Origin of the sequence: Bradyrhizobium sp. 186, assembly GCF_023101685.1 — a bacterium.
Classification (GTDB): Bacteria; Pseudomonadota; Alphaproteobacteria; order Rhizobiales; family Xanthobacteraceae; genus Bradyrhizobium.
Genome location: NZ_CP082164.1, coordinates 761,850 through 786,211 on the forward strand (window position 1 = coordinate 761,850; position 24,362 = coordinate 786,211).

Consider the following 24,362-nt stretch of genomic DNA (forward strand, 5'->3'; position numbering starts at 1 on the left):
CTGCTATTTCGTTCAGACCAAGGCCGCTGATTGCAGGCCTGGGCTCAGATCAGCAGGAAATACTCTAGCCTTCTCAAAGACCGGTGAACGAGGACCAGATGACGCTTCAAAGGTCACCATCAACGAATGTCGGTATCGGTGGTTGCGCCTCCCCGCAACCGGCGGCCGTTAAAGCGGATTAGCCGGGACGCTTCTTTCATCCTCGATTCGATAACATCCTCTGGAGGATTTCCTCGATCGAATGTGGCGAAATGCCTAGCTCGGCAAATCCTGGCATCTCCGGTGATGGCACGGAGTCGATCCGCATCAGCTCCACCTGATTACGAGTAAGGGGTGAACGAGGGAGTATTTCGGAGGCCGATGCCAGCGCGTGCCAGATGGCAAACGGCATTGGAATCAGGAGAGGCGCGAGGCCAGCTTGATGCGCGATCGCTCTGAGCAGTTGCTCGTAAGAGTAGGGGGTCGGGCCGCCGAATTCAAAGACCGTCGGGTAAGTCTCGGCTCGCTCCATGATTCGGGCAACCGCCTCCGCAACGTCTTCGACATAGGCCGGTTGCAATCTGGTCCGGCCGCGGCCGAACATCGGATAGATCGGAAGCCGAAGGAGCTTGAGGATGGTGTTGAGAAACGCGTCGTCCGGTCCGAACATCACAGCCGGGCGGACGACAAATGCATCGGCGAATTCCGCGCGGACTGCCTGTTCACCTTCGCCGCGCTTTCGGATGTAGCAGGATGGCGAGGCGGCGTCGGCACCGATCCCCGAAACGTGAACAAGCCGTTCGACTCCAGCCCGGTGGGCCTGGGCTGCTACCCGTTGAGCCGACTCGACGTGAACGGAGTGAAAAGTCTCCAGTCCGCGCTCGCGATAAAGGCTGACCGCGTTTATGACGCCGTAGGCGCCAACCAGCGCATCCGCGACCGATCGCTCGTCGTGAATGTTGGCCTCTACGGATTGAAGTTGCGGATTCTCGGGACAAGACTGGCTGTATCCCCCGTCCGGATGCCTTGATGCGATCCGGACGGAAAATTCGCGATGGCGCAGATGGCGAACGATGCGGTTGCCGAGAAAGCCCGTTCCGCCGAACACGGTGATGGTGCGACCGCTCGTTGCTGCTTTGGCTAGCGTTCGCGGCTCCATGGGAAGAGTGAGGCCGGGAAATCCGCCGCATAGCGGTGACCTATCGGTGGGCGGGGCTGTTCTTCCGGTGGATTCGGGTCAGGCTCGACCACCTTCCGATAAAGATGCCAGGTGGCATGACCGAGCACCGGCAGCACGACGGCAAGACCGACGAAGAACGGTAGCGAACCGATCGCCAGCAGTGCCGCAACAACCAGACCCCATACCGCCATCGGAACTGGATTCTCCCTCACGGCCCGCAGCGACGTCCGGATTGCGTCGATCGCAGTCGCGTGCCGGTCGAGCATCAGCGGAAACGACACTACACTGACGCACAGGGCCGCGACGGCGAACAGGAAGCCAACGCCGCAGCCGACGATGATGAGCGACCATCCTTCCGGCGTCGTCAAAACACGCGTTGCGAAGTCAGGGATGCTTGCAGCAGGGGCGTGGCCGAAAGTTGCAATGTAGATCGCGTCCGCGGCGGCGATCCAGACCCCGAACAGAACCAGCAAGAGGATGCCGAGTTCGAGCATGGCGCCGAAGGACGGTGCGCGCAACACGTGCATGGCATCCCATGCTGCTGCTTCCTCTCCGCGCTCGCGGCGCCGGCTGAGTTCGTAGAGGCCGAGCGCGGCGAAAGGACCGATCAAGGTAAAGCCGGCGGCGAGCGGAAAGAGCAGCGGCAGCACCGAATAGCCGATCACAAGTCTGAACAGGACAAGTCCGAGGACGGGATAAATCACGCACAGGACGACGGCGTGAGTTGGGATGGCCTTGAAGTCTTCCCAGCCCAGGCGCAACGCGTTGCCCAGGTCGGAAAGGCTGATCTTGCGAACGACAAAGGCGGTAGAGACGCCAAATACGTCTAGTTTGGGTCTTGCGAATACTGTGGCCATGGCTCCGGTCTCCTTGCTTGTGACCGCAGGGGAACGGAGCGCACCCAAAACGCACGCATCCGCCTCATCCGCGAAAATCGCGATCGACCCCGGCAAATCAGGTTCAACAAGAAGAAGCTTTGCCGGACGACACTTGTCGCGACCGGTACAGTGAAATTAGTCCGATACACGATAGAAGCAAGATATAGCGCTCGCGGTTGGGTGATTTGTGCATCTGCACACATCGATTATTGCGCTGCATCACCAAACGCCCGGTGCCAATGGATGCTCATCGGATTGCGCGTCAGACTCGCGAAACCAGGGCGTGACATGGCCGTTTATTGAGCTATTGACGGTAGGCTCAGCGGGGGCCATCTTAAAGTTCTGAACGTCCCAAGCTCCCGTGAAATGAGCGGTCGTGGCGTGCAGTTCGTGTCAACCCTTTACGTCGCGACCGGTCGAATGGGCGAGGCAAGCGGCACGATGATGGCGAAGATGAAATTCGCCATCGCGACAGACGTGAGCTCCGCCCTTTAACTCGTATCCGCAGCCTTTGGTGGCAAGGATGCATAAAGGATGACTGTAGCGATCATACTGCTTTTGGTAGCGATCGCCTCGGTGCTGTTTCACATTTTCAGCCCGTGGTGGTGGACCCCGCTCGCCTCAAACTGGCGCTACATCGACGACACGATCACCCTGACATTCTGGATCACCGGGGCGGTTTTCTTCGCGGTCGTCGCATTCATGGCCTATTGCGTCTTCCGCTTTCGACACACGGAGGGAAGGCGGGCAGACTACAATCCCGAAAACAAGAAGCTCGAATGGTGGCTCAGCGTGGGGACTGCAATCGGCGTCGCAGCCATGCTGGCACCCGGCCTGGTTGTCTGGCACCAGTTCGTCACTGTTCCGGCCGATGCGACCGAGGTCGAGGTCATGGGACAGCAGTGGCAATGGAGCTATCGGCTCCCCGGAAAGGATGGCCGGCTCGGGACTTCCGATGCCCGCAATGTCGGTTCCGACAATCCCATGGGGTTGAGTCCCGACGATCCCGCCGGACAAGACGATGTCGTCATTCAAAATGACGATTTGCACCTGCCGCTTGGGAAACCGGTGAAGCTATTGCTCCGCTCGATTGACGTCCTGCATGATTTCTATGTGCCGGAGTTTCGGGCGAAGATGGATATGATACCGGGCTCGGTCACATATTACTGGTTCACGCCCACGCGCACCGGAACATTCGAAGTTCTCTGCGCGGAACTCTGCGGTGCCGCGCACGCGCAGATGCGGAGCAAGGTCATCGTAGACGAAGAGAAAGACTATCACGCGTGGCTGGAGAAGCAGCGGACGTTCGCCGAGTTGTCACAGCAGCGCAACGTCGCGAAAGCGGCGTACAAGTCAGGAAGCGAATGAAAATATCGGCGAGGAGCGCTGCATAGCAGACGGCGAACTCTTCGCTGAAGAGAGAGAGACCAAGGAGGAATTCCGATGGTCGATGTCCCGTTTGACACCGTCGCAGGCGTCCCGCCCGCCGAAGTGGGCGAGGTCGAGCTTTATCATCCGAGAAGCTGGTGGACGAGGTACGTCTTTTCGCAGGACGCCAAGGTCATCGCCATCCAGTACTCGATCACGGCGATGTCCATTGGAATGGTTGCGCTGGTGCTGTCATGGCTGATGCGGCTGCAACTCGGATTTCCCGGCACGTTTTCGTTCATCGATCCGAACCAGTATCTCCAGTTCATCACCATGCACGGCATGATCATGGTGATCTATCTTCTCACCGCGCTGTTTCTAGGCGGCTTCGGCAACTACCTTATCCCGCTGATGGTCGGCGCCCGGGACATGGTGTTCCCCTATGTGAACATGCTGAGCTACTGGGTCTACCTGCTCGCGGTCGTGGTGCTGGCCTCGACCTTTTTCGTGCCCGGCGGGCCCACCGGCGCCGGCTGGACGCTGTACCCGCCGCAAGCGATTCTCTCCGGTACTCCCGGGCAGGATTGGGGCATCGTGCTCATGCTGGCCTCCCTGATCCTGTTCATAATCGGCTTCACCATGGGCGGGCTGAATTACGTGGTGACGGTGCTGCAGGCGCGCACACGCGGCATGACGTTGATGCGTTTGCCCTTGACGGTGTGGGGCATCTTCACGGCCACCGTCATGGCGCTGCTGGCCTTCCCGGCGCTGCTCGTCGCCTCGGTGATGTTGCTGCTCGACCGCCTGCTGGGAACCAGCTTCTTCATGCCCACGCTGGTCGAGATGGGCACGTTGACGAAATATGGCGGCGGCAGCCCGATCCTGTTCCAGCACCTGTTCTGGTTCTTCGGACATCCAGAAGTCTACATCGTGGCGTTGCCGGCCTTCGGCATCATTTCCGATCTGATCAGCGTCCACGCGCGGAAGAACATCTTCGGCTATCGCATGATGGTCTGGGCGATCGTGGCAATCGGCGCCCTCAGCTTCGTCGTATGGGCGCACCACATGTATGTGAGCGGCATGCACCCGTATTTCGGGTTCTTCTTCGCCACCACGACGCTCATCATCGCCATCCCGACCGCGATCAAGGTTTACAACTGGGTGCTGACCCTTTGGCGAGGCGACATTCATCTCACCATCCCGATGCTGTTCGCGTTGGCGTTCATCATCACCTTCGTAAACGGCGGCCTGACCGGTCTGTTTCTCGGCAACGTGGTCGTAGACGTTCCGTTGTCGGACACGATGTTCGTTGTCGCCCATTTTCACATGGTGATGGGTATTGCGCCGATCATGGCCGTGTTCGGCGGACTCTATCATTGGTACCCGAAAGTCACCGGACGAATGCTCAATGAGGCGCTTGGACGATTCCACTTCTGGGTCTCGTTCCTCGGAGCCTACGCGATTTTCTTCCCCATGCACTATCTGGGTCTGTTGGGGATGCCCCGCCGCTATCATGACATCGGCGAAACGGCCTTCGTTCCGGCATCCGCCCATGACCTCAATGCGTTCATGAGCGTGGCGGCCCTGATCGTCGGCTTCGCCCAGCTCGTGTTCCTGTTCAATCTGATCTGGAGCCTGTTCAAAGGAAAAGAGGCCGGTGGCAATCCCTGGGGAGCCGCGTCGCTGGAATGGCAAACGCCAGAGACCCCGCCGGGGCATGGCAATTGGGGCAAGGATCTTCCGATCGTCTATCGCTGGGCCTACGATTACAGCGTCCCCGGCGCCGCCACGGATTTCGTGCCGCAAAATGAACCGCCGGCTGGATTGTCGGCGCGCGGGTCGCACCCATGAGCGCCATCATTCTGTTCATGGCCGGAATAGCCGCAATTGCGGGCTGGTGGCTCTCACAGCAGCGGCTGACAGCCAAGCCCTGGCTGGAGGAAGGGCTGATCGTTGATCTTCGCGAACAGAGTACGTCGTCCCTGCCGCCGGCGAAAATCGGGTTGGGCGTGTTTCTTGCGGTCGTCGGTTCGTTGTTCGCACTCTTCATCAGCGCTTACTCCATGCGCATGAACCTGGTGGACTGGCGGACGCTGCCGGTGCCAGCGCTGTTGTGGTTCAACACCGGCGTCCTGGTCTTGAGCAGTGTGGCACTGCAATGGGCGTATATGGCCGCGCGCCGCGACGACATCGACGGCATAAGCGTCGGCCTGTGCGCCGGTGGAGCATCCGCCATTATATTCCTTGTCGGGCAACTGCTGGCGTGGCGCCAGCTGAGTGGTGCCGGGTACTTCCTGGCGTCCAATCCAGCCAATTCGTTCTTCTACCTGATCACCGCGGTGCACGGGCTACATCTGATGGGCGGCCTGGTGGCCTTGGGCAGAACGACGGCCAAGGTATTGCATGGCGCCGAGGCGAGCCAAATTCGCCTGAGCGTGGAACTCTGCGCCATCTACTGGCACTTCCTGCTGTTGGTCTGGCTGGTCCTGCTCGGCCTGCTGACGGGCTGGACAGACAATTTCGTCGACATCTGTCGCCAGTTGCTGAGCTAGGGAAGGCAAGGACCAGATGGCAGAAACGACGCTGATAAACAACGTAGAGCCGCCGGCGCGGCCTGCAGGTTGGCGAGGCATCGCCGCCGATTGGTCCTCGGATCAGCGCGCCTTCAAGAACGTTTCCTGGGGGAAGGCCATGATGTGGATCTTCCTTCTCAGCGACACCTTCATCTTCAGTTGTTTTCTGCTGGCGTACATGACGGCGCGAATGTCCACGACCGTGCCGTGGCCCAATCCCAGCGAGGTCTTCGCCCTTACGATCGGGGACAAGAAAATCCCGCTCATCCTGATCGCTATCATGACCTTCATCTTGATCAGCAGCAGCGGCACGATGGCGATGGCCGTCAACTTCGGTTATCGCCGCGATCGCGTGAAGACTGCAGCCCTGATGTTGGCCACTGCGGCATTCGGCGCAACGTTCGTCGGAATGCAAGCATTCGAATGGACCAAGCTGATCATGGAAGGCGTCCGGCCCTGGGGCAACCCCTGGGGTGCGGCGCAGTTTGGTTCAAGCTTTTTCATGATCACCGGCTTCCACGGCACTCACGTGACGATCGGCGTGATTTTCCTGATCGCCATTGCGCGAAAGGTCTGGCGGGGAGACTTCGATGTCGAGAGGCGCGGTTTTTTCACAAGTCGGAAAGGGCATTACGAGATCGTCGAGATCACCGGCCTGTACTGGCACTTCGTCGATCTCGTGTGGGTGTTCATCTTTGCGCTTTTTTATCTCTGGTGAGGTCGCAGCATGACAAACGTCGCGGTACATCTGGAAGCGCAGCAACACTCGCTGCAAGCCCACGTGCATGACGCACTCGCATCAGGAACCACACACACAAAGGGCCAGCAGCATCCGATCAAGCTTTATCTCGTGGTCTGGGGATGGTTGTTCGTTCTCAGCACCTGCTCCTATCTCGTCGACTATTTTGGCCTCCATGGCCATCTCCGATGGTCGCTGATCCTGCTGTTCATGGTGTTGAAGGCTGGCCTGATCGTTGCGGTCTTCATGCACATGGCCTGGGAGCGGCTGGCTTTGGCCTACGCGATCCTGCTGCCGCCGGTCCTGGTGTTGGTATTCGTGGCGATCATGGTGTTCGAAGCCGACTACACGCATCTGCTCCGGGTCATGTTTTTTGCCCCGACGGCGTAGTTACCATTGCTTCGTACCAGGAGGAGGACGGTTATGACCACCTACGTCATGCTTGCAAATTGGACCGAGCAAGGCATCCTGAAGGCGAAGGACTCGCCACGCCGTCTGGACGCTGCGAAGAAAGCTCTCACGGATATGAGCGGCGAGATCAAATCCTTCTACCTGACCTTGGGTGACTTTGACATGGTCGTGATCTTCGAAGCTCCGGACGACGCTGTTGCGGCGCGCTTTAGCCTGCAACTGGGGATGCAGGGAAACGTCCGGACGCGCACGTTGAAGGCGTTTCCCGAAGCCGCCTATCGGGAAATCATCAACTCGCTGGGCTAGAGCATGATCCGAAAAAGTGCGAAGCGGTTTTCCGAAAAGATCATGCTCAAACAACAACCTGAAGCGCGATGATGATTCATCATCATCTCATCGCGCTTTAGTCGACTCGGGGACGGTGCCGACCGGAAGAAGTTCGCGGGGGACGGCGTAAGGCGTGGAGGTTTGTGGATGCAATTTACCGTTGGGCTGAAGTTAAAAGAAAAAGCAGACCATGTCGTCTTGGACGCGCAGGACGCGCTCGCCGCCGCGCTGAAGGTGAAGGCAGAGTTTCCGGAAGCCGTCATCATGTACGTACGCCCACAAAACCGGCGTGGCGACGCACGTCATCCGTCACATGCGTTCGCCGAAGACGTTCTTCGATGAGAGAGGCCGGCGGAACCGGGATAGCGACATAGAGGACAAGCCCGAAATCTTCGTCGGCCCCTGATGGATCGAACCAAGAGCGGAGCTTTTTCGATCGGTTAGCGGCGCGTAACTCGGCTAGATCTGAATCATTAGAGCATGATCCCGAAAAGTGCGAGGCGGTTTTCCGAAAAGATCATGGTCAAACAACAACCTAAAGCGCGATGATGATTCACCCTCATCTAATCGCGCTTTAGCGAGTGTCGGTGGTTGCGCCTCCCCGCAACCAAGTTCGGACTTTACCGGTCCCAATGAGAAAATAGCCCGCATCAAGCGGGCCATTTTTGTTTGGTGAGATGAGCGCCTCTCAGAACTTCGTAATCGTCTTCCCGTCCGCTCCGACCAGGCTCGAGGGCGCCTCGCCGAAGACCAGCCCGTCCGGCTGAAACTTGATCGTCTTCCCGCCCTCGACGAAGTCGGCAAAATTGCGCGGTGTGGCCGAGTACACGCCGTTGGTCAGGAAGTCGTCGATCGCGTAACACGTGTCGGGCTTGCCGCCGGATCCTTGCGCCAAAAAGTTCCGAAAATTCTGGCTCGTCACCTTCGCCTTCTTGCGCGCCGACCAGTTGGTGGTGCGGCGGTAGAGCTTTGGCAGGATCACTGGGCCCTTGTCGGTCGCGAGCACGTCGGTCTCGTTCTTTTTGGGCTCGCGCAGGTCGAAGTCGAAGGCCGCAATAGTTTTGGCGAGATGCTTCCAGACCAGCAGCTTCTTCGTTCGCGCGGTCTTGGCGAGCGCGAGGAAGGCCTTGATCTCGTCGTCGTTCATCGAGGAGTAGAACGTCGGGTAGGCAAGGCCCTGCTCGACAAGCCAGTGGTTGATGTCGACCGTCTTGCCCGCCACCGTCACCTCGATGTCGCCGACCAGCCTCCCATAAGTGTCGAACACCTCGTTCGGTGCATCGACATGGGTGAACACCCGGCAGGCGAGCGTCGCCTCGCCGGCGCCGGCGAGGAAATCACGCAGCGCCTTGCTCGACGTCGCACCGAGGAATTGCCGATAGGGATGCGTGACCTCGTGATAGGCCGCGCGCTTGGCGTCTGTCAGCCCCTTCTTCTCGGCGGTCGAGAGCGGCGACGGCCGATAGTGCAACTCCGGCGCGTCGATGCCTTGGAGGCGAACGGTGAGCTTGCCGTTCTTGATCGGCGCCGCGTTGGTTCGCCCTTTGACCTTGGCGTTGTCGAAGACACGGGTCGGCTGGAATGGCGAAGAGTCGTTCTTGCGGAAGCGGATCGCATCAGGCGCGACGTTCACCACGACCTTGGTGGTGTCAGCGTCCGACCGCCCTTCCGGCCAGAACTGGCTGACATCGATCGTGCCTTCGACCTCCAGCAGTCCAACGGGCATCGGCCGCTCCTGTCAAACGGGCACGGCGATCGCGTCAAAGAGGCGACTCGCGCGTACAAATGGAGGGAGCGGATCATCTTCGTGCGACAGGCCCATGACGGGGGGGCGGAGAGAACGCGAGTTAGTGCGGGCCCTGCTCCAAACTTGGGCCTTGCGCGAAATTGACGGCCAGCCTCTCGCGAGGCGATGCAAATGGTCGGTGGTTGAGGAGCCCACAATCCGATTGGCGAGGGCAGGATCGGTCCGTCGTGCAGCGTCTGCTGTGGCGACGACGGACCATCTTCGATCGATGCGAAAGCTTCCGCGTTTGATCCCGCTTGCGATTACGACCTGTGCGGGCAGACCATCGTCAAATAGAGCAGCGTCGGAGCCTTCTCCTCGCCGTTGGCATATTCCCACTTCAGCCGGATCTCGTGCCGGTGGGCATAGGCGTCACTGGGCTCGTGGGTGATGATGTTCGTCTTCATCGGGATCGGCGGCTCGGAATTGAAGCATTTCCGGACGCAGGCATCGAGCAGCGCGCACCGCGTCAGCGGGATAACACCCGGCTCGTCGTTGGACAGCGGGATCGTGTTCGGCTGGGTGGTGAGATCGACGCGAGCCCGGCCCTTTTCCTTGTGCCAGTACGCTGCGCTACCGTCCGGCCACTTGTCTGTCGGCGTCAGGATCAGGTGGTACTGGCCGTACTCCAGGGTCGGCAGGTGAATGTCCGGAGACGCCTTGAGGATGTCCACGCTCCTCTGCATGTTCTCCAGAGGGAAATAATTGTCGTTCATCAAATCTCTGAATGAATTGCCCGTGTAGGTTCTAGTGCCCATCGCCCCATTCCTGTTATGACTAGGCCGCCCCGCGAAATTGCGTAACTCTGCAACAACAATTTGCTGCCCCAACGGTGACTCTGGCGCAGCGAGAACTCATACTCCAGTACTGATCGACTCTAACAAAGTACCACCGAGGGCTGTGCTTCGTCCAGCGAGGCAGCAGATTCAGAATGCCTCAAGGCCGATTGCCAAGAAGCCTTCGGCTGGTAATCTTAGGGTCTAATCGCCCGCTGGGGATGGCCTGCCATTGTCCCGAGACATTGAAAGCGCTGGGATGCACTGTTTTGCGTGTCAGTCGACGATCGATATAGGCGAAAGTCGGTGTACGAAATGCGGTGCTGCGGTGCTCCGGAGGGAGGATCCTGAAAGCGAGCGCCGATTCGTCACAATTCTCCGTGCCGATGTCATAGACTCCACCGGGCTCGTTGCCGAACTGGAGCCGGAGGAGGCCGTCTCCCGCCTGGAGCCGGCACTGGCGGCCATGAGAGGCGCGGTGCGCCAGTTTGGAGGCATCGTCAGCAAGGAGCTGGGCGACGGGCTGGCAGCAGTGTTCGGTGCCCCGATTGCGGACGACAATCATGCACCGCTGGCCTGCCATGCGGCCATCGAACTCGTCCGGCGCGTTGGGAGCCTGGGCGATCCCGGACTTCAGGTCCGGGTCGGTCTCCACTCCGGCCACGTCATCGCTTACATGGTCGCCAGCGAATTTTCCAAAGTCTACGAGATCGGCGGCGTCGCCCAGCATCTAGCAGCCCGGCTGGAGTCGGCGGCCGAGGCGAACCAGATCTATGTGTCCGAAGCCTGTCAGAACCTGGCGGAGGGGCACGTCCGATTTGAATCTCTAGGGCGCAAGGCGCTGCGCGGCTTCAGCGAACCACTGCCGGTCTATCGGCTCTTGGGTGCGAGCGACCTATCGAGTTGGCGGGTGCGACGAGCGCGCAGCATGTCGCGGTTCGTCGATCGCACCATCGAACGTGCGTTGTTGGGGCGCGCCGCGGAACGGGCTGGTGCAAGCCGGCAGACCGTCCTGCTGTTGGGTGACGCTGGTATTGGAAAGTCGCGGCTCGCGCACGAGTTTGCCCAGGGTCTCAGGGCCGGCGGTTGGCGGCTTGTGGACGCCGAGTGCAGTCCAAATCTCCAGGGTGCACCGTTCAGCACCCTTAAGCGCCTGCTGCTTTCGATCCTGGGCGCGGCTGCGAAGGATCCAGGCCAAGCAGGAGATCTCAGAACTGAACTGCCAGTGGTGCAGCAGCGTGCCGTCGATGCGGTCTTGGATCTGCCGATTGCGGACCCGCAATGGGACGAGTTGGAGCCCCACGCGCGCGGCCGCGCGATTTGCGACGCGAGCTGCGCGATCGTGGAAAGGGTGGCTCGAGATCAGCGCACTGTTCTTCTCATCGAGGATTTGCACTGGATCGATCGGGCAAGCGACACTATCGTGGCCGCCCTCGCGGGACTCCAGACGCCAAATCTGTTGGTGCTCTTCACGACCCGGCCTAACGGAATGCCGGTGTGGATAGCGCGCTGTCACGCGGAAATTGTCGCGATGCGGCCTCTCGACGACGATTCCGGACGAGCCATGCTCGCCGATATGCTCGGCCCGTCCGACACGAACGCAGATCTGAAAGACCGGATTATCTCTCATACAGCCAACGTACCGCTGTTCATCGAGGAGGTCTGCCGCAGTTTGAAAGACAGTGGGATGCTTCGCGGTCAATGGGGCGACCTTGCCCTTATGCGGCCCGTCGAGGAGCTCGGCATTCCCTCTAGCATCCAAGGGGTGATTGCAGCGCGGCTGGATCGCGTATCACGACAGGAACGCTTGGTCTTGCAGATCGCGGCCGCACTTGGACAGCGGTCGAGTGAGGCAATGTTGCGCAAGGCCGCAGCGCTGTCGGAGGACGTTCTGCAGGATTGCCTCTCAGCTCTCGACAGGGCCGAGTTGCTTGTCAACGTCGACAGTGAATTGGATCGATCGTTCGAGTTTCCGCACGAGATGGTTCGCCAGGTTACCTATGACTCGATGGTCGAAAAAGTGCGAGACAATGTTCACGCGCGCATCCTCGCGAGTATGGAAAGCGACGGAAGTGCGTTCGAGGAGCCAGACAAGCTCTGCTATCACGCTACAAGAGCAAAGGACTGGGATAAAGCCTACACTTACGGCAGGGGGGCCGCGCGAAAATCTATGACACGCTCGGCTTTTGCCGATGCTGCCAGCTATTTCGTAGTTGCGATGAACTCACTGGACAAGGCGGGCCTTACTCGCTCCCGCGAGGCGAATGCGATCGATCTGCGGCTGGAAGCGCGCTTGGCATTTATGGCGTCTGGTCAAGTCTCCGACTGGTTGGATCATGGAAAGGAGGCTGAGCGGCGCGCGAGTGCGATTGACGACATTGAGCGCAAGGTTGCCGCCATGACTGTCTCGGCAGCGGCGCAGAATTTTTACGGTACGCCGATTGAGGCCGTAGCTATCGGCAAGGAGGTTGTTCGTCTCGCGGAGGAGTGGGGCAATCTGGGTTGGCTAAATGCTGCCGAATACGGTCTCGGTCAGGCGTATTTTCTTGCCGGGCGCTACCGGCAGGCCGAGCAGGCGTTTGGTCGAGTCCATTCGCAACTGCAGGGTCCGGATGCTAGCGCCCCAATCGGCACTCCCCCAAAATACACCCTCCTCCTCTGCTGCATGATGAAGAGCTTCACCCACACCGTCATGGGCGAGCTCGATGCCGCCGAACAGCTCCAGCAGCAAGCCGTCGCGATCGCGGAGGAAACCAACCGGCCCTATGACCGCGTCGCCGCCGCCTATAGCGGGGGCTGGCTGATGCTGGGCCGGAACGACCCGGCGGCCGCCGCCGCCATCCTCGAGGAAGGTTTCGTGCTGGCGCAGAAGCACGGCATCCGGCTGTTCGTGCCGGTACTCGGCTGCCATCTCGGCATGGCCTACCTGGAGCAGGGGCTGTTCGACCGGGCGCGCGGCATGCTGGGCGAGGCGCGCGAGGAGGCGAAGGCGGTCGGCTATACCTCGGCGGTGCTGCGCAGCTCGATCTACCTTGCGCTTGCCACCAGCCGGCTCGGCGATGTCCAGGCCGCGCAGAACATGCTGCGCGAGGCGCGCAACACCGCGCGCCAGCAGGGATTTTCCGGCCTCGAGGCCGAGGCCCTGTTCGGCGAAGCCGTCGTGACGCCGGCCTCTAGCGAGGAGAACAAGGCGGCTATCCTTGCCGCCCTGCGCGGAACGATCGCGATCGCATCCGAGAGCGGCGCGCTGCCGCTCAGGCAAAAGGCCGAGGCGATGCTGAACGAGATGCTCGCCCGGGGCGACGAGCTCACCTGACCTTTGAGGTGCGCCGTTTGTGCGGCGCGAAGAGCTGGCCTCTACTGCGATGACAAAGTCCCTTGCGCGGCCGCCAAGGTCGGCTACCGTTGGGCAGCTAGCCGCAGGGTTAGATGACCTTTTGATTCACATTTTTTAGCATCCGATTTCATCGGCGCCGCGACGGCGCGACGCCCACCGGAAGAGGCGGGGCCATGATCACACGGGACCAGCAAGCTCTGTCGTCTCCGGTCGAACGCGACCTGCGGCTCGATCTGTTCCGCGGCATCGGGCTGTGGATGATCTTCCTCGATCACATCCCGCACGACGTCGTGGCCTGGCTCACCTTGCGCAATTACGGTTTCAGCGACGCCGCCGAGTTCTTCGTCTTCATCTCCGGATATCTCGTCGGCTGGATCTACGGGCCGATCGTCGCGGGCGGCTGGTTTCTCGCGGCGCTCAAGCGGCTGTGGCGGCGCGCCGCCGAGATGTATGTCGCCCACATCATGCTGTTCCTATTGTTCACGGCGCAGATCGCCCGCACCGCGCGCCGTTTCGACAATCCGATGTACGAGCACGAATTCAACGTGTTCAATTTCCTGTCGCATCCGGACGAGCTGATCGGGCAGGCGATCTTGCTGAAATACAAGCCGGTCAATCTCGACGTGCTGCCGCTCTACATCACGCTGGTGTTCGCCTCGCCCTTCATCGTGTGGTGCCTGGTGCGCCGGCCGAACCTGACGCTCGCCGCGTCCGTGGTGCTCTATCTGCTGTCGCGCTGGTTCAACTGGAACATCGCCTCCTATCCGCCCGGCACGACCTGGTATTTCAACCCGTTCTGCTGGCAGCTGATGTTCGTGTTCGCGGCTTGGTGCGGCATCGGCCAGATCGACAAGGTCGCTAAATGGGCCTGGTCGAAGGCGACGATGGGACTGGCCGCAGCCTGGCTCGCCTTCGCGCTTCTGATCGTGATGACCTGGCACGTCCCCGCGCTCGAGGCGCTGATCCCGAAATGGATGATCAAGGCGATCTACCCGATCGACAAGACCGATCTCGACATGCTGCGCTTCACGCACTTCCTGGCGCTGGCACTATGGGTGACCCATTTCATCTCGCGCAAATGGCGGGCGTTGCATACGGCCTGGCTGCGCCCCGTGATCCTCTGCGGCCAGCATTCGCTGCCGATCTTCTGCCTCGGCGTCTTCCTGTCGTTCTCGGCGCACTGGATCCTGACCCAGTACACCAAGGGCATGTGGGAGCAGCTCGCCGTCTCCGTCGTCGGCATCGTCATCATGGTCGGGGCCGCGTGGCTGCTCGATCGTGCCAAGCGGGTGCCGAACCTGTTCGTGAAGGTGACGGAGGCCGAGGACACCGAAGCCGCGGTGGAGAGCGCTCCGGCGGCAACTGCCGCGGCGGCGCCTGCGAGCCCTTGAAGTCGCCGTGCAGCCCGCCTTCTCACGGAGAGGTCCATGTCCAGACGTTTGTTGACGATCGCCGGCGCTCTCCTGTTCCTCGTCTGCGGGGCGTCGGCGCAAACGCCATCGCCCGAGGCGATGAATGCGGCGCGCAAGCTCGTGGTCACGCTGAAGATCACGGATCAATATCGCGCGCTGCTGCCGCAGCTCCTCCTCCAGCTCAGGCCGGTCGTCGCCCAGGACAGGTCGGAGATCGAGCGCGACTATGATGCGATGACGGCGCCCGGATCCGAGATCTATGCTCCGTTCGTCGCCGCGATGATCGATCAGATCGCCACCGTCTATGCTGCGAGCTTCACCGTGGACGAGCTGCGCCAGATCGAGGGGTTCTATGCCCAGCCGGCCGGGCGGAAGTTTCTGGAGAAGTCCGACGCGCTGGCGCGAGCGAGCGCGCAGATCGGCCAGGACGTCAGCCAGAAGGCTGCCGACGAGCTGAAGCAGCGCCTGATCGAGGCGCTGCGCCAGAAGGGACACAAGCTGTAGACTTCCGCCTTCAGTGAATAGCGGCGTACATGATCCTCTCCTCCGTCGCCTCCAATGCGGAGAATTCCTCCACGACCTTGCCCTGGCGCGAGACCAGGATGCGGTCGGAGAGCGCCATGATCTCGGGCAGGTAGGATGAGATGACCACGACCGCCTTGCCCTCGTCGGCGAGCTGGTTGATCAACTCGTGGATCTCGACGATGGCGCCGACGTCGACGCCGCGAGTGGGTTCGTCGAAGATGATCAAGTCGGGTTCCTGCACCAGCGATTTGGCGATCACGACCTTCTGCTGATTGCCGCCGGAAAGCTCGACCACCTTGCCGTCGTTGCCGATCGCGCGAACCTTGAGCCGTTCGATCCAGGTCTTGCCGATCGCCTCGGTTTCTCGCCGTGACATCATCAAGCGGCCCTTGGGAAATTTCGAGAGCAAGCCGAGATAGATGTTGCGTGCGATCGAGGACGTCTCGAAGAAGCCCTCGACCTTGCGGTCTTCGGTCACATAGGCGATGCCGGCCTTCACCGCCGGCGCCGGCACCCGGTAGCGCACCGGCTTGTCGTGCAGCAGGATCTCGCCGCCATGGAAGAAGTCGCGCTTGAGCACGCCGGAGACGATCTTGAACGTTTCGGTGCGGCCGGCCCCGACGAGGCCGAATACGCCGGTGATCTGTCCCGCGAATACCGACAGGGAATTATTCTTCACCATCGGCGCCATCTTCAAGTTCTGCACTGTGAGCACGCGCGCGCCGGCCGGCCGCACGCTGCTCTTCCGCGCGCCGTAGAGCGTGTTGGAGAGGTCGCGCCCGACCATGGCCTGCACGATCGCCGCGCGATCGAATTTAGCGGCATCGTCGGTCACGACATGCTTGCCGTCGCGCAGGACCGTGATGCGGTCGGCGAGTAGCAAGGCTTCCTCCAGGGCGTGCGAGATGAAGACGATGGAGACGCCGCGCCTCTTGAGATCGCGGACCAGGTCGAAGAAGTATTTCTTCTCTTCCGGCGTCAACGACGCCGTCGGTTCGTCGAAGATGATCACCTTGGCGCGGTGCAGAACCGCGCGCGCGATCTCCACCATCTGCTTCTTGGCGGCGCCGAGGCCGCTGACGGTGGCGGTCGGCGTGACGTCGAAATTGAGCGATTGCAGGAACTGCTGCGCAGCGATGTAGATGCCGCGCAGGCGGTTATAAAACTTCTCCTGCCCGAGAAACAGATTCTGCGCCACCGTCATGGTCGGCACGAGGCTGTTCTCCTGGAACACCATGGCGATGCCGAGATTGCGCGCCTCCAGCGGCGTCTTCGGCGCGACGTCCGCGCCGTCGACCGTCATGGCGCCCGAGGTCAACGTCACCACGCCTGCCATCACCTTGGTCAGGGTCGACTTGCCGGCGCCGTTCTCGCCGACCAGCGCGTGGATTTCGCCGCGGCGGAGGTCGAAGTCGACCCCGTCGATCGCAGGTACGCCGGCGTAGAGCTTGGTGGCTTTGCGCAGCGAGAGCATGACGTCGCTCATGGGCGAAACTCCTCGGCAAGTCCGGTCAGCGGCAGTTTCAGGACGCGGCCTGGCCCCTTGGCGATCAGGACGAGGTCGTTGCCCATCTCGATCGCCGCAACGATGCCGTGATTGGCGCCGTCGACCCGGCTGTGCAGCGAATAGAGCGGCTTGCCATCCGCATCGAGGCGGATGACGAGGCCGTAGGAGCGCGGCGGGGCCCACGGCTTGATGACGCCCATGGTCTTGATGTGCGCGCCCTGCATCGGCTCCTTGAATGAGATGCCGGAGCGCAGGCGCGGCGCGACCCAGTACTCCGGATCGATCTCGGCCATCATGCGACGCCGATAAGCGGGCTCGCGCAATACGAACTCGATGAGCTGGGTGCGCGCCGTGAAGGCGGTGAGCCAGTAGCCGCCGTCCGCCGCCTTCGATAGCCGCGACGGATAGACGGGAAGATGACCAAGAACGATCCGCGGCGGGGCACCCGGCGCAACAAAGGCGAGGCGGTGACGCCAGCTCTCGCTGACCAGCATGCCGTTGCCATGCGCGCAGGCACCGAAGGCGTGGCCGAGCCCTTGGGCCAGCAGCGTCGCCGTCTTGCTGCCGGGATCCAGTCTGAACACGCGGCCGGTGCGGTTGAGCTCCATCAGGTCGCGCGCCCAGTCGTCGACGCCACACGTCACTGAGCCGTCTGTGGCGATCAGGGTGTTGTCATCCGCCAGCGCGAGCGCGTTGATCGCATTGAACCTCGCGTCAGCGAAGGTCACGCCTGGCACGTCGACCGAGGGACTTGTGTAGAGACGCACCTCGCGTCCCCCGAGCGCGACGGCGAGACCGCCGCCGGGAAGGGCGCATAAAGCCGAGATCGGTCGCTCGAAGGTGCGCACCACCGATGCGGAGTCGCCTTTCAGACACATCAGCCGCTGCCCGTCCGCGATGAAGAGGTTGCGACCGTCAGTGGCGAGGTCTTCCGGCGCCTCGCACGTCAACAAGGTCTCGACGGATTCCAGCTTCTGGTTGGGCTTCAGCGCGCCGTCAAAGGACGGCACGGTGATGGTGGCGTCGCCGCGCCCGAGAAAGCGGTTGGCGAACTCCCTGACGGCTGCGATCACGACAGCTTCCCCCACCTCTTGTCGTATTGGACGAAGTTCGGATCGGCGTTTTCCAGCTTGTAACGGCCGATCCGGTTGTTGAGGATGCCGCCCAGATAGAGATAGCCGCGATGCTCGCGCATCGAGGTAATCATCGGATGATTTTCACCGTGCAGATCCCAGAACGATTCGACGATCTTGCCCTGCTCGTTGAACTTGACCACGCAGCCCGTGTTGATGTTCGGGAATAGCCATTCGTCGACCGGCACGCGCTTGGCCATGCGGCGTCGGAAGCCGGGCATCTTCCAGGCGAGGTCGAGCGAGGGGCTGCGCATGCCGACCAGCGCCAGCCAGTAATTGCCGTCGGAGGCGAGGTTGATGTTGTCGGGATAGCCCGGCAAATTGTCCATCACGACTTCGACCGCGCCTTTCTTCGGTCCCGCGAACCAATAGCGCTTGATCGAGCAACCGAAAGTTTCGGCGAACAGGATCGACTGGCCGTCGCTGGCGACGCAGATGCCGTTGGGGAATTTGAGGCCGCGCAATTCCGTACGCGTCGCGCCGGTCTTGATGTCGTAAGAGATGATGCGGCCGTTGCCGCGCGCCTCCAGTCCATCGATCGGCCACTCGTCCATCTCGTAGCGCACGGTGGCTTCGGAGAAGAAGATGAGGCCGTCGTCGGTGATGTCGAGGTCGTCGGCGAGCCTCAGCCGGCTGTCGTCGTTGACCGAACGCATGCTGCGGTTGGTCTCGTCGGTGGCCTTTTCCACCGTGCCGTCCGGCTTGATGCGATAGAGCCCCATGCCGCCGATGCAGATGTAGAGATTGTCCTGGCGGTCGAAGGCCATGCCGAGCGGCTGGCCGCCGATATGGGCGAACACTTCCATCTTCCGATAGTCGGGTGCGAGAAAGCGGATGATGTCGCCGTGACGCGAGCCCGCGTAGAGATTGTCATGGCGATCGAGGATGACGTCCTCCGGCGCCTCGATGCGGCCGAGGCCGATCAGCTCGACATCACGGAGCTTGTCGTTCTGTTCGAACGGGCCGCCTTGCCCGATCTCGGTGGACGGCGGTGGCGGCAACGCGTGATAGGTCGGCGCAACGTAGACCTTGCTGATGATGCGGGTGCGGTTCTTCTGCCAGCGGATATCGACCATCGCAGCGATGAGCAGGATGCCGGCGAGCGCCATGCGGTTGACGCCGCCGCGCGCGTTGAGGGTTGTCAGGCCGTTGGTGATCAGGAGCACGATCAGCACTCCGACCAACGATTTGGCGACCGAGCCTTTGCCGCCGCCGAGCGTGATGCCGCCCAACACGGTCGCGGTCAGCACGATCACCTCCAGGCCGACACCGATGTCGCCACCGACGGTCCCGAGACGGGCGGCGAAGAACAGTGCGCCGATACTGGTGAGAACGCCGCTAGCGACGTAGCAGAGTGCAATCGTGCGACGGACGGGAATGCCGGAATTGTAGGCCGAGCGGCGTGAGCCGCCGATTGCGGTGATGTGCCAGCCCGGGCGCAGCCGCGTCATGAAAATATGGCCGAAGATGGCGATGACGATATACACCAGCGCCACGCTCGGAATGCCGAAGACACTGCCGCCGCCGATGAAATCCCAGGATGGGATGTCGGGAAAGGCCGCCGCGATCGAGTTGGAGTGGCGCTGGATCAGGAGATCGTATGCCGAGCGGTAGACGATCAGCGTGATCAGCGTGGTGATGAAGGCGCGTAGCTGCAGATACCCGACCAGGATGCCATTGACGGCTCCGAGCAGCGCGCCGCAAAGCAGCGTGGCGGCCACCACCGCCGGCACCGGCCAGCCCAGCACGTCGAGAAGATAAAGCGCGCAGAAATCCGTCAACGCAAACATCGAGCCGACCGACAGATCGATGCCGCCGACGATGACGACCAACGCCAGCCCGAGCGCGATGAAGCCAATCTCTCCGGCCTGGCGCGCGGTATCGGCGAGGCTCGCCGGCGACAGGAAGTTATCGATCGATCGGCTGAGCGCGAGGCCAATGATGAGAAGAAGGATGACCGGAATTGCGGTCTCGGTCCATCGCTTGGACAGAATTTCGCCGAGCAGATGATCGGGCCAGTAGCGGTAACGCAGGCTTGTCAGGGTGTCGCGCATCGGCATTCCAGGACCTTGCAAGTTTCGGGACCACGTCCCGGACGTGAGATCGTCCGGGACGCTTGAGTCTTGCGTCGCGACAACTATTTCTTCAGGTCGCTGAGATTCCAGCAGGACATCTGGCTGTCGGCGTTCTCCTTGGTGATCGGAATCAGCGTCGTGTATTCCGAGCCCTTGATCGAGCCGGGCTTGACGCTCGACGACAGCAGCCATTTGATCGTGCCCGCCATCTGCGCCGCCTGGGTCGGTACGTCGTAGCTCATGTTGAGGTCGAACGCGCCGGACTTCACCAGTTCGCAGGCGCCCTTGCGCTCGCCGCCGCCCGAGGTTGCGACGAACACCTTGCCGGTGAGGCCCGCTTCCTTGACCGCTGCAGCCGTGCCGATATCCATGCCGTCCCAGAAGCCGACGATGCCACAGAGATCGGGATTCTGCTTCAGCACCGTTTGCGTGATCGCCTTGGCCTTGGCCGCGTCCCAATCGGCGGCCTGGCTCGACACCACCTTGATCTCGGGATGCTTGGCGAGGACGTTCTCGACGCCCTTCAGCGTATAGGCGCTGGCGGCGGCGGAGAGCGCGCCTTGCACGATCGCGATCTTATTCGACTTGCCCTCGCAAGCCTTGACCACCGCTTCGGTCTGGCGTTCGCCGATCTCGACCCAGTTGGCGCCGACGAAGGCGGAGCTGCGATAGGCAGAGCCCATGTTGATTTGGATGACGTAGATGCCTTCGTTCTCGGCTCGCTGCAGCAGCTTGGCGTAGGTCTGCACGTCCGGATTGTGAACCACCATCACCGCCGGTTTCTCTGAGATCAGCGAGGTGACCGCTTGCGCGCCGGCATTGGTGTTCCAGTTGGCATCGCGGATCACGAACTTGACGCCGAACGGCTCGAGCTCCTTCTTCAGGCCGGCGTACCAGCCTTCGGTGAGGTCGAAGTTCATCGCCACCGGCACATAGGCCACGGTCTTGCCGGCCAGCGCCTCTTTGAACGGTTTCTGGAACGGCTCGTCCAGGCCCTGCTGGGCGATGGCCGGCGCGATCATTGCCGCGAGAGCCAGTGCGGCCACGGTCGCTCTTGTCGAACTGCCAAAATGTTTCATTGCATCCTCCTTGGTTGTGGTTGTCGTTCTTTTGGGTCGTTCAGATGTCGCCCTGCTGTGCCGTTTCTTCGTTGCGCGGATTCAGGAAGGAGTCGGTGATGACGGCGAGCAGCAGGACCACGCCCTTGATGAGATTTTGGCCGGCGTAGGAGATATCCATGATGGTCATGCCGTTGAGCATCGTGCCGATCAGGAGCGTGCCGATGACGACGTTCAACACGCCGCCGCGCCCGCCGGACAGGCCAATGCCGCCCAACACGACGACCAGGATGACATCGTAGATGAGCGTCGAGTTGAAGACGCGGGTCGGCATCGAATTGACGGATGCGGCCATCACGAGGCCCGCGAAGCAGCCAATCAGTGCGGCCACGACATATTGCAGGACGATGATGGGGCGCGAAGGGATGCCGGTGACACGGGCGGCGTAAGGATTGTCGCCGATGGCGTAGATATAGGCACCCCACCGCGTCCAGCGCAGCAGAAAGGCCACCACCACGCAAGCGATGGCGAACATCACGATCGACGTCGGAATGCCGAGAATAGTGCCCTGTCCGAGCCGCTCGAAGCCGTTCATGCCCGGGCTCCACTGCACGACGTCGAGCTGGAACAGTGCGGTCTGCCCGAGCCCGGCCAGCAACAGGCCTGTTGCCAGCGTCGCAAACAGCGAAGGGACTTCGGCATAGGCGATCAGCCAGCCATTGACGAGGCCAAAGGCAATCGTGAGCAGCACGGCGGTCAGGAGCGAGGTCGGCAGTGAATGACCGTTCTGCACCATCTGGAGCGCGAGTCCCGGGGGCACCGCGAGCGCGGCGATCAGCGAGATGTCGATGCCGCGTCCGATCACGACGATCGCCATGGCAAGACCGAGGATGCCGAGCACCGCCACGTTCTGGAGCAGCGTCAGCATGTTGTCCGGCGTCAGAAAACCGCGCAGGAAGATCGAAAACACAAGGAACAGCAGCGTGAAGACGGCGAAGACGATCTCCTGCTGGCTGAATCGGAAGCGCTTCATCGCTTGGTCCTTCCCGCGGGCTATGGGTGCGCCGTCTGCTTTGGCTTCGAGCGGACCTCGGCGGCCGCGCGTCGGTTGATCCGGCTGCCGCTCGACAATGCGGCGCTGACGAAGTTTCCGACGCCATCGATGTATCCGTCGATCGACGTGCCGCGTTTGCGGTACTTGGCGCGCTTGACGTACCAGTCTTGCAGCAGCGGCTTGATCAATGAGGCCGTGAGCCTGACATAGTCGATCGTGAAGGCGCCGCTGGCGACACCCTGCTTGAGGACGTCAGCGATGATCTTCTCGGTCATGGCCTCCATGTCGATCGCACGCTGACGTTCCGTCGGCGGAAAGGACTTCGCCTCCATGAAGGCGAACACGAACCAGGGCTGCATCGCCTCGCTCATGCGGATGTGGGTCGCGATGATCCAGTCGAGGTGCCTGTGGGCATCATGCTTGACGTCGTCGGGTGGCGCGGTGAGCACCTCGGTCGCCGTTGCCGCGACCTCACCGAGGATCATCGACAGCAGCCTGGGCTTGCTGTCGATATACGTATAGAGGCCGCCCATGCTGAGGCCGGAGGCCTCCGCAAGCTGGCGTAGCGTCGTGGCGTGAAAACCCTGCTTGTTGGAGAGCGTGAGGGTGGCGTCGATGATGCGTGCGAGATTTGCGACGGCGAGGCGCTGCTTCTGCACGCGGATGGAGGCGCGATGACGTTCCAGAATGCGCGTGCACAGCGCTTCTGTCGAGAACGTATTCGTCCACGCTCGTCGGCGCGCGAGATTCACGCTGCCTCCCCAAATTTCTTCCCGGACCTCTTGGCGTTGTTGTTGGTCCTGAGCTTTGCGCCCTTGTCGTCATTCCTAGCGCAGAGCGTGGCTGTCGGGAAAGGGGGCGGAGCAGATTTTCTGAGAGAGCGCTCGCTCGCTTTTTCCGCGGCATGCAATGTCATGGACCTGCCCCGTGACGGGAGGCAGGTCCGTGACAGGTGCAATCCTCACTTCACCAGCGGGCAGCCGCCGTCCTTCAGCGGCCGGAAGGCCTGGTCGGCCGGGACCTCGGCGAGCAGCTTGTAATAGTCCCAGGGGCCCTTCGATTCCTCAGGCTTCTTGACCTGGAACAGGTACATGCTGTGCACCATGCGGCCGTCTTCGCGCAAGCTGCCGTTGTCGGTGAAGGCATCACGCACCGGCAGCTCGCGCATCTTCGCCATCACCGTCTTGGTGTCCCGGGTAGCCGCGGCCTGCACCGCCTTCAGATAGTGCAGCGTCGCGCTGTAGGTCGCGGCCTGGTTCATCGTCGGCATGCGCTTGACGCGCTCCATGAAACGCTTGCCGAAGGCGCGGGTGTTGTCGTTGAGATCCCAGTAATAGGCCTCGGTGATGATCAGCCCCTGCGCAAGCTTCAGCCCCAGGCTGTGCACGTCGGAGATGAACATCACGATCGCCGCGAGATTCTGCCCGCCGGCGACGATGCCGAACTCGCCGGCCTGCTTGATGGCGTTGATGGTGTCGCCGCCGCCGTTCGCAAGCCCGATGATCTTGGCCTTGGAGGCCTGGGCCTGGAGCAGGAAGGAGGAGAAGTCCGCCGTGTTGAGCGGATGCTTGACGCTGCCGAGCACTTTTCCGCCGGCCGCCTTCACCACATCACCGGTGTCGCGCTCGACCGAATGGCCGAACACATAGTCGGCGGTGAGGAAGAACCAGCTGTCGCCGCCGTTCTTGACGATGGCGCTGCCGACGGTGTGGGCGTTGGCATAGGTGTCGTAGGTCCAGTGCGCGGTGTAGGGCGCGCAGGACTTTCCGGTAATGTCGGAGCTTGCCGCGTCCGTCACGATCATGACCTTCTCGTACTGCTTCGACAACTCCATCACCGCGAGCGCGGTGGCCGAAGTCGGCAGGTCGATGATCATGTCGACGCCTTCGGTCTCCCACCATTTGCGCGCGATGGTGGAGGCGACGTCGGGCTTGTTGAGCACGTCGGCCGAGACCATGTCGATCGGCTTGCCGAACATCTGCCCGCCAAAATCCTCGATAGCCATCTTGGTGGCCTCCACATTCCCCATGCCGCCGATGTCGGAATAGACGGAGGAGAAGTCGGACAGCACGCCGATCTTGAGCGGCGCCTGCTGGGCGGAAGCGGGAGTGATCAGGGCAGCCGACAGCAGGCCGGCCGCAGACACGAGTGCTGCGATAGGTTTCATAGGTAGGTTTCCTCTTATGAGGGACTATGCTGTCCCTTTGTCCGACAAAGCTAGAGCCGGGTTCCTCAGGAGTCAAT

21 protein-coding genes are annotated in these 24,362 nt (G+C 61.6%); 10 read left to right on the forward strand and 11 right to left on the reverse strand.

Annotated elements, in window-relative coordinates; all coding sequences use genetic code 11:
• Positions 1-196: 196 nt before the first annotated feature.
• Both IVB18_RS03430 and IVB18_RS03435 read right to left on the reverse strand, forming a co-directional pair.
• Positions 197-1,138: a complex I NDUFA9 subunit family protein gene (locus IVB18_RS03430; protein ID WP_247987935.1), complete on the reverse strand. Its 942-nt coding sequence runs from the start codon at positions 1,136-1,138 to the stop codon at positions 197-199.
• A complete protein-coding gene (locus IVB18_RS03435; protein ID WP_247987936.1) occupies positions 1,120-2,016 on the reverse strand; it encodes a DUF2189 domain-containing protein in 897 nt (298 codons plus the stop codon). Before IVB18_RS03435 ends, IVB18_RS03430 begins: the two co-directional genes overlap by 19 nt.
• Positions 2,017-2,571: 555 nt before the next feature.
• On the opposite strand from IVB18_RS03435, the gene coxB reads away from it, so the two are divergent.
• The 7 genes from coxB to IVB18_RS03470 all read left to right on the forward strand — a co-directional run bounded on the left by coxB (position 2,572) and on the right by IVB18_RS03470 (position 7,797).
• Positions 2,572-3,405: a cytochrome c oxidase subunit II gene (gene coxB, locus IVB18_RS03440; protein ID WP_247987937.1), complete on the forward strand. Its 834-nt coding sequence runs from the start codon at positions 2,572-2,574 to the stop codon at positions 3,403-3,405.
• A gap of 75 nt (positions 3,406-3,480) precedes the next feature.
• Entirely contained in the window at positions 3,481-5,256 is a 1,776-nt protein-coding gene (locus IVB18_RS03445) for a cbb3-type cytochrome c oxidase subunit I (RefSeq protein WP_247987938.1), read from the forward strand.
• Positions 5,253-5,957: a cytochrome c oxidase subunit 3 gene (locus tag IVB18_RS03450; RefSeq protein ID WP_247987939.1), complete on the forward strand. Its 705-nt coding sequence runs from the start codon at positions 5,253-5,255 to the stop codon at positions 5,955-5,957. Before IVB18_RS03445 ends, IVB18_RS03450 begins: the two co-directional genes overlap by 4 nt.
• A 16-nt stretch (positions 5,958-5,973) precedes the next feature.
• The gene (locus tag IVB18_RS03455) at positions 5,974-6,696 is read left to right on the forward strand and encodes a heme-copper oxidase subunit III family protein (RefSeq protein WP_247987940.1); all 723 of its coding nucleotides are present in this window, start codon (positions 5,974-5,976) and stop codon (positions 6,694-6,696) included.
• A gap of 9 nt (positions 6,697-6,705) precedes the next feature.
• Complete coding sequence (locus tag IVB18_RS03460; protein WP_247987941.1) at positions 6,706-7,107, forward strand: cytochrome C oxidase subunit IV family protein; 402 nt, start codon at positions 6,706-6,708, stop codon at positions 7,105-7,107.
• A gap of 33 nt (positions 7,108-7,140) precedes the next feature.
• On the forward strand, positions 7,141-7,434 hold the full coding sequence (locus IVB18_RS03465; RefSeq protein WP_247987942.1) for a GYD domain-containing protein: 294 nt from the start codon (positions 7,141-7,143) through the stop codon (positions 7,432-7,434).
• Positions 7,435-7,602: 168 nt separating this feature from the next.
• On the forward strand, positions 7,603-7,797 hold the full coding sequence (locus IVB18_RS03470) for a hypothetical protein (protein WP_247987943.1): 195 nt from the start codon (positions 7,603-7,605) through the stop codon (positions 7,795-7,797).
• A gap of 346 nt (positions 7,798-8,143) precedes the next feature.
• Here the strand turns inward: IVB18_RS03470 and IVB18_RS03475 are convergent, their stop codons facing one another.
• Positions 8,144-9,181, reverse strand: coding sequence for a thermonuclease family protein (locus IVB18_RS03475; protein ID WP_247987944.1), 1,038 nt, complete (start codon positions 9,179-9,181; stop codon positions 8,144-8,146).
• Positions 9,182-9,504: 323 nt separating this feature from the next.
• Positions 9,505-9,999 carry a hypothetical protein gene (locus tag IVB18_RS03480; protein WP_247987945.1) on the reverse strand — a complete coding sequence of 165 codons (495 nt, stop codon included), beginning with the start codon at positions 9,997-9,999 and terminating at the stop codon, positions 9,505-9,507.
• Between the two features lie 277 nt (positions 10,000-10,276).
• Between IVB18_RS03480 and IVB18_RS03485 the strand changes: the two genes are divergently transcribed.
• The 3 genes from IVB18_RS03485 to IVB18_RS03495 all read left to right on the forward strand — a co-directional run bounded on the left by IVB18_RS03485 (position 10,277) and on the right by IVB18_RS03495 (position 15,270).
• Positions 10,277-13,333, forward strand: coding sequence for an adenylate/guanylate cyclase domain-containing protein (locus IVB18_RS03485; protein WP_247991950.1), 3,057 nt, complete (start codon positions 10,277-10,279; stop codon positions 13,331-13,333).
• 194 nt (positions 13,334-13,527) lie between these two features.
• Positions 13,528-14,745, forward strand: coding sequence for an OpgC domain-containing protein (locus IVB18_RS03490; RefSeq protein WP_247987946.1), 1,218 nt, complete (start codon positions 13,528-13,530; stop codon positions 14,743-14,745).
• A 36-nt stretch (positions 14,746-14,781) separates the two neighbouring features.
• Entirely contained in the window at positions 14,782-15,270 is a 489-nt protein-coding gene (locus IVB18_RS03495; RefSeq protein WP_247987947.1) for a DUF2059 domain-containing protein, read from the forward strand.
• 10 nt (positions 15,271-15,280) lie between these two features.
• On the opposite strand, the gene IVB18_RS03500 is transcribed toward IVB18_RS03495, so the two are convergent.
• From IVB18_RS03500 to IVB18_RS03530, 7 genes are all read right to left on the reverse strand, one after another.
• Entirely contained in the window at positions 15,281-16,777 is a 1,497-nt protein-coding gene (locus tag IVB18_RS03500) for a sugar ABC transporter ATP-binding protein (RefSeq protein ID WP_247987948.1), read from the reverse strand.
• On the reverse strand, positions 16,774-17,871 hold the full coding sequence (locus tag IVB18_RS03505) for a hypothetical protein (protein ID WP_247987949.1): 1,098 nt from the start codon (positions 17,869-17,871) through the stop codon (positions 16,774-16,776). The genes IVB18_RS03500 and IVB18_RS03505 overlap by 4 nt, the downstream gene beginning before the upstream one ends.
• Positions 17,868-19,991 carry an SMP-30/gluconolactonase/LRE family protein gene (locus tag IVB18_RS03510; protein ID WP_247987950.1) on the reverse strand — a complete coding sequence of 708 codons (2,124 nt, stop codon included), beginning with the start codon at positions 19,989-19,991 and terminating at the stop codon, positions 17,868-17,870. The genes IVB18_RS03505 and IVB18_RS03510 overlap by 4 nt, the downstream gene beginning before the upstream one ends.
• A gap of 77 nt (positions 19,992-20,068) precedes the next feature.
• Positions 20,069-21,085, reverse strand: a complete 1,017-nt coding sequence (locus tag IVB18_RS03515) for a sugar ABC transporter substrate-binding protein (protein ID WP_247987951.1) — start codon at positions 21,083-21,085, stop codon at positions 20,069-20,071.
• Between the two features lie 40 nt (positions 21,086-21,125).
• Positions 21,126-22,097 (reverse strand): ABC transporter permease, encoded by a 972-nt coding sequence (locus IVB18_RS03520; protein ID WP_247987952.1) that lies wholly within the window; start codon positions 22,095-22,097, stop codon positions 21,126-21,128.
• A gap of 20 nt (positions 22,098-22,117) precedes the next feature.
• Entirely contained in the window at positions 22,118-22,870 is a 753-nt protein-coding gene (locus IVB18_RS03525; RefSeq protein WP_247987953.1) for a TetR/AcrR family transcriptional regulator, read from the reverse strand.
• A 209-nt stretch (positions 22,871-23,079) separates the two neighbouring features.
• The gene (locus tag IVB18_RS03530; RefSeq protein WP_247987954.1) at positions 23,080-24,285 is read right to left on the reverse strand and encodes an ABC transporter substrate-binding protein; all 1,206 of its coding nucleotides are present in this window, start codon (positions 24,283-24,285) and stop codon (positions 23,080-23,082) included.
• Positions 24,286-24,362 lie beyond the last annotated feature (77 nt).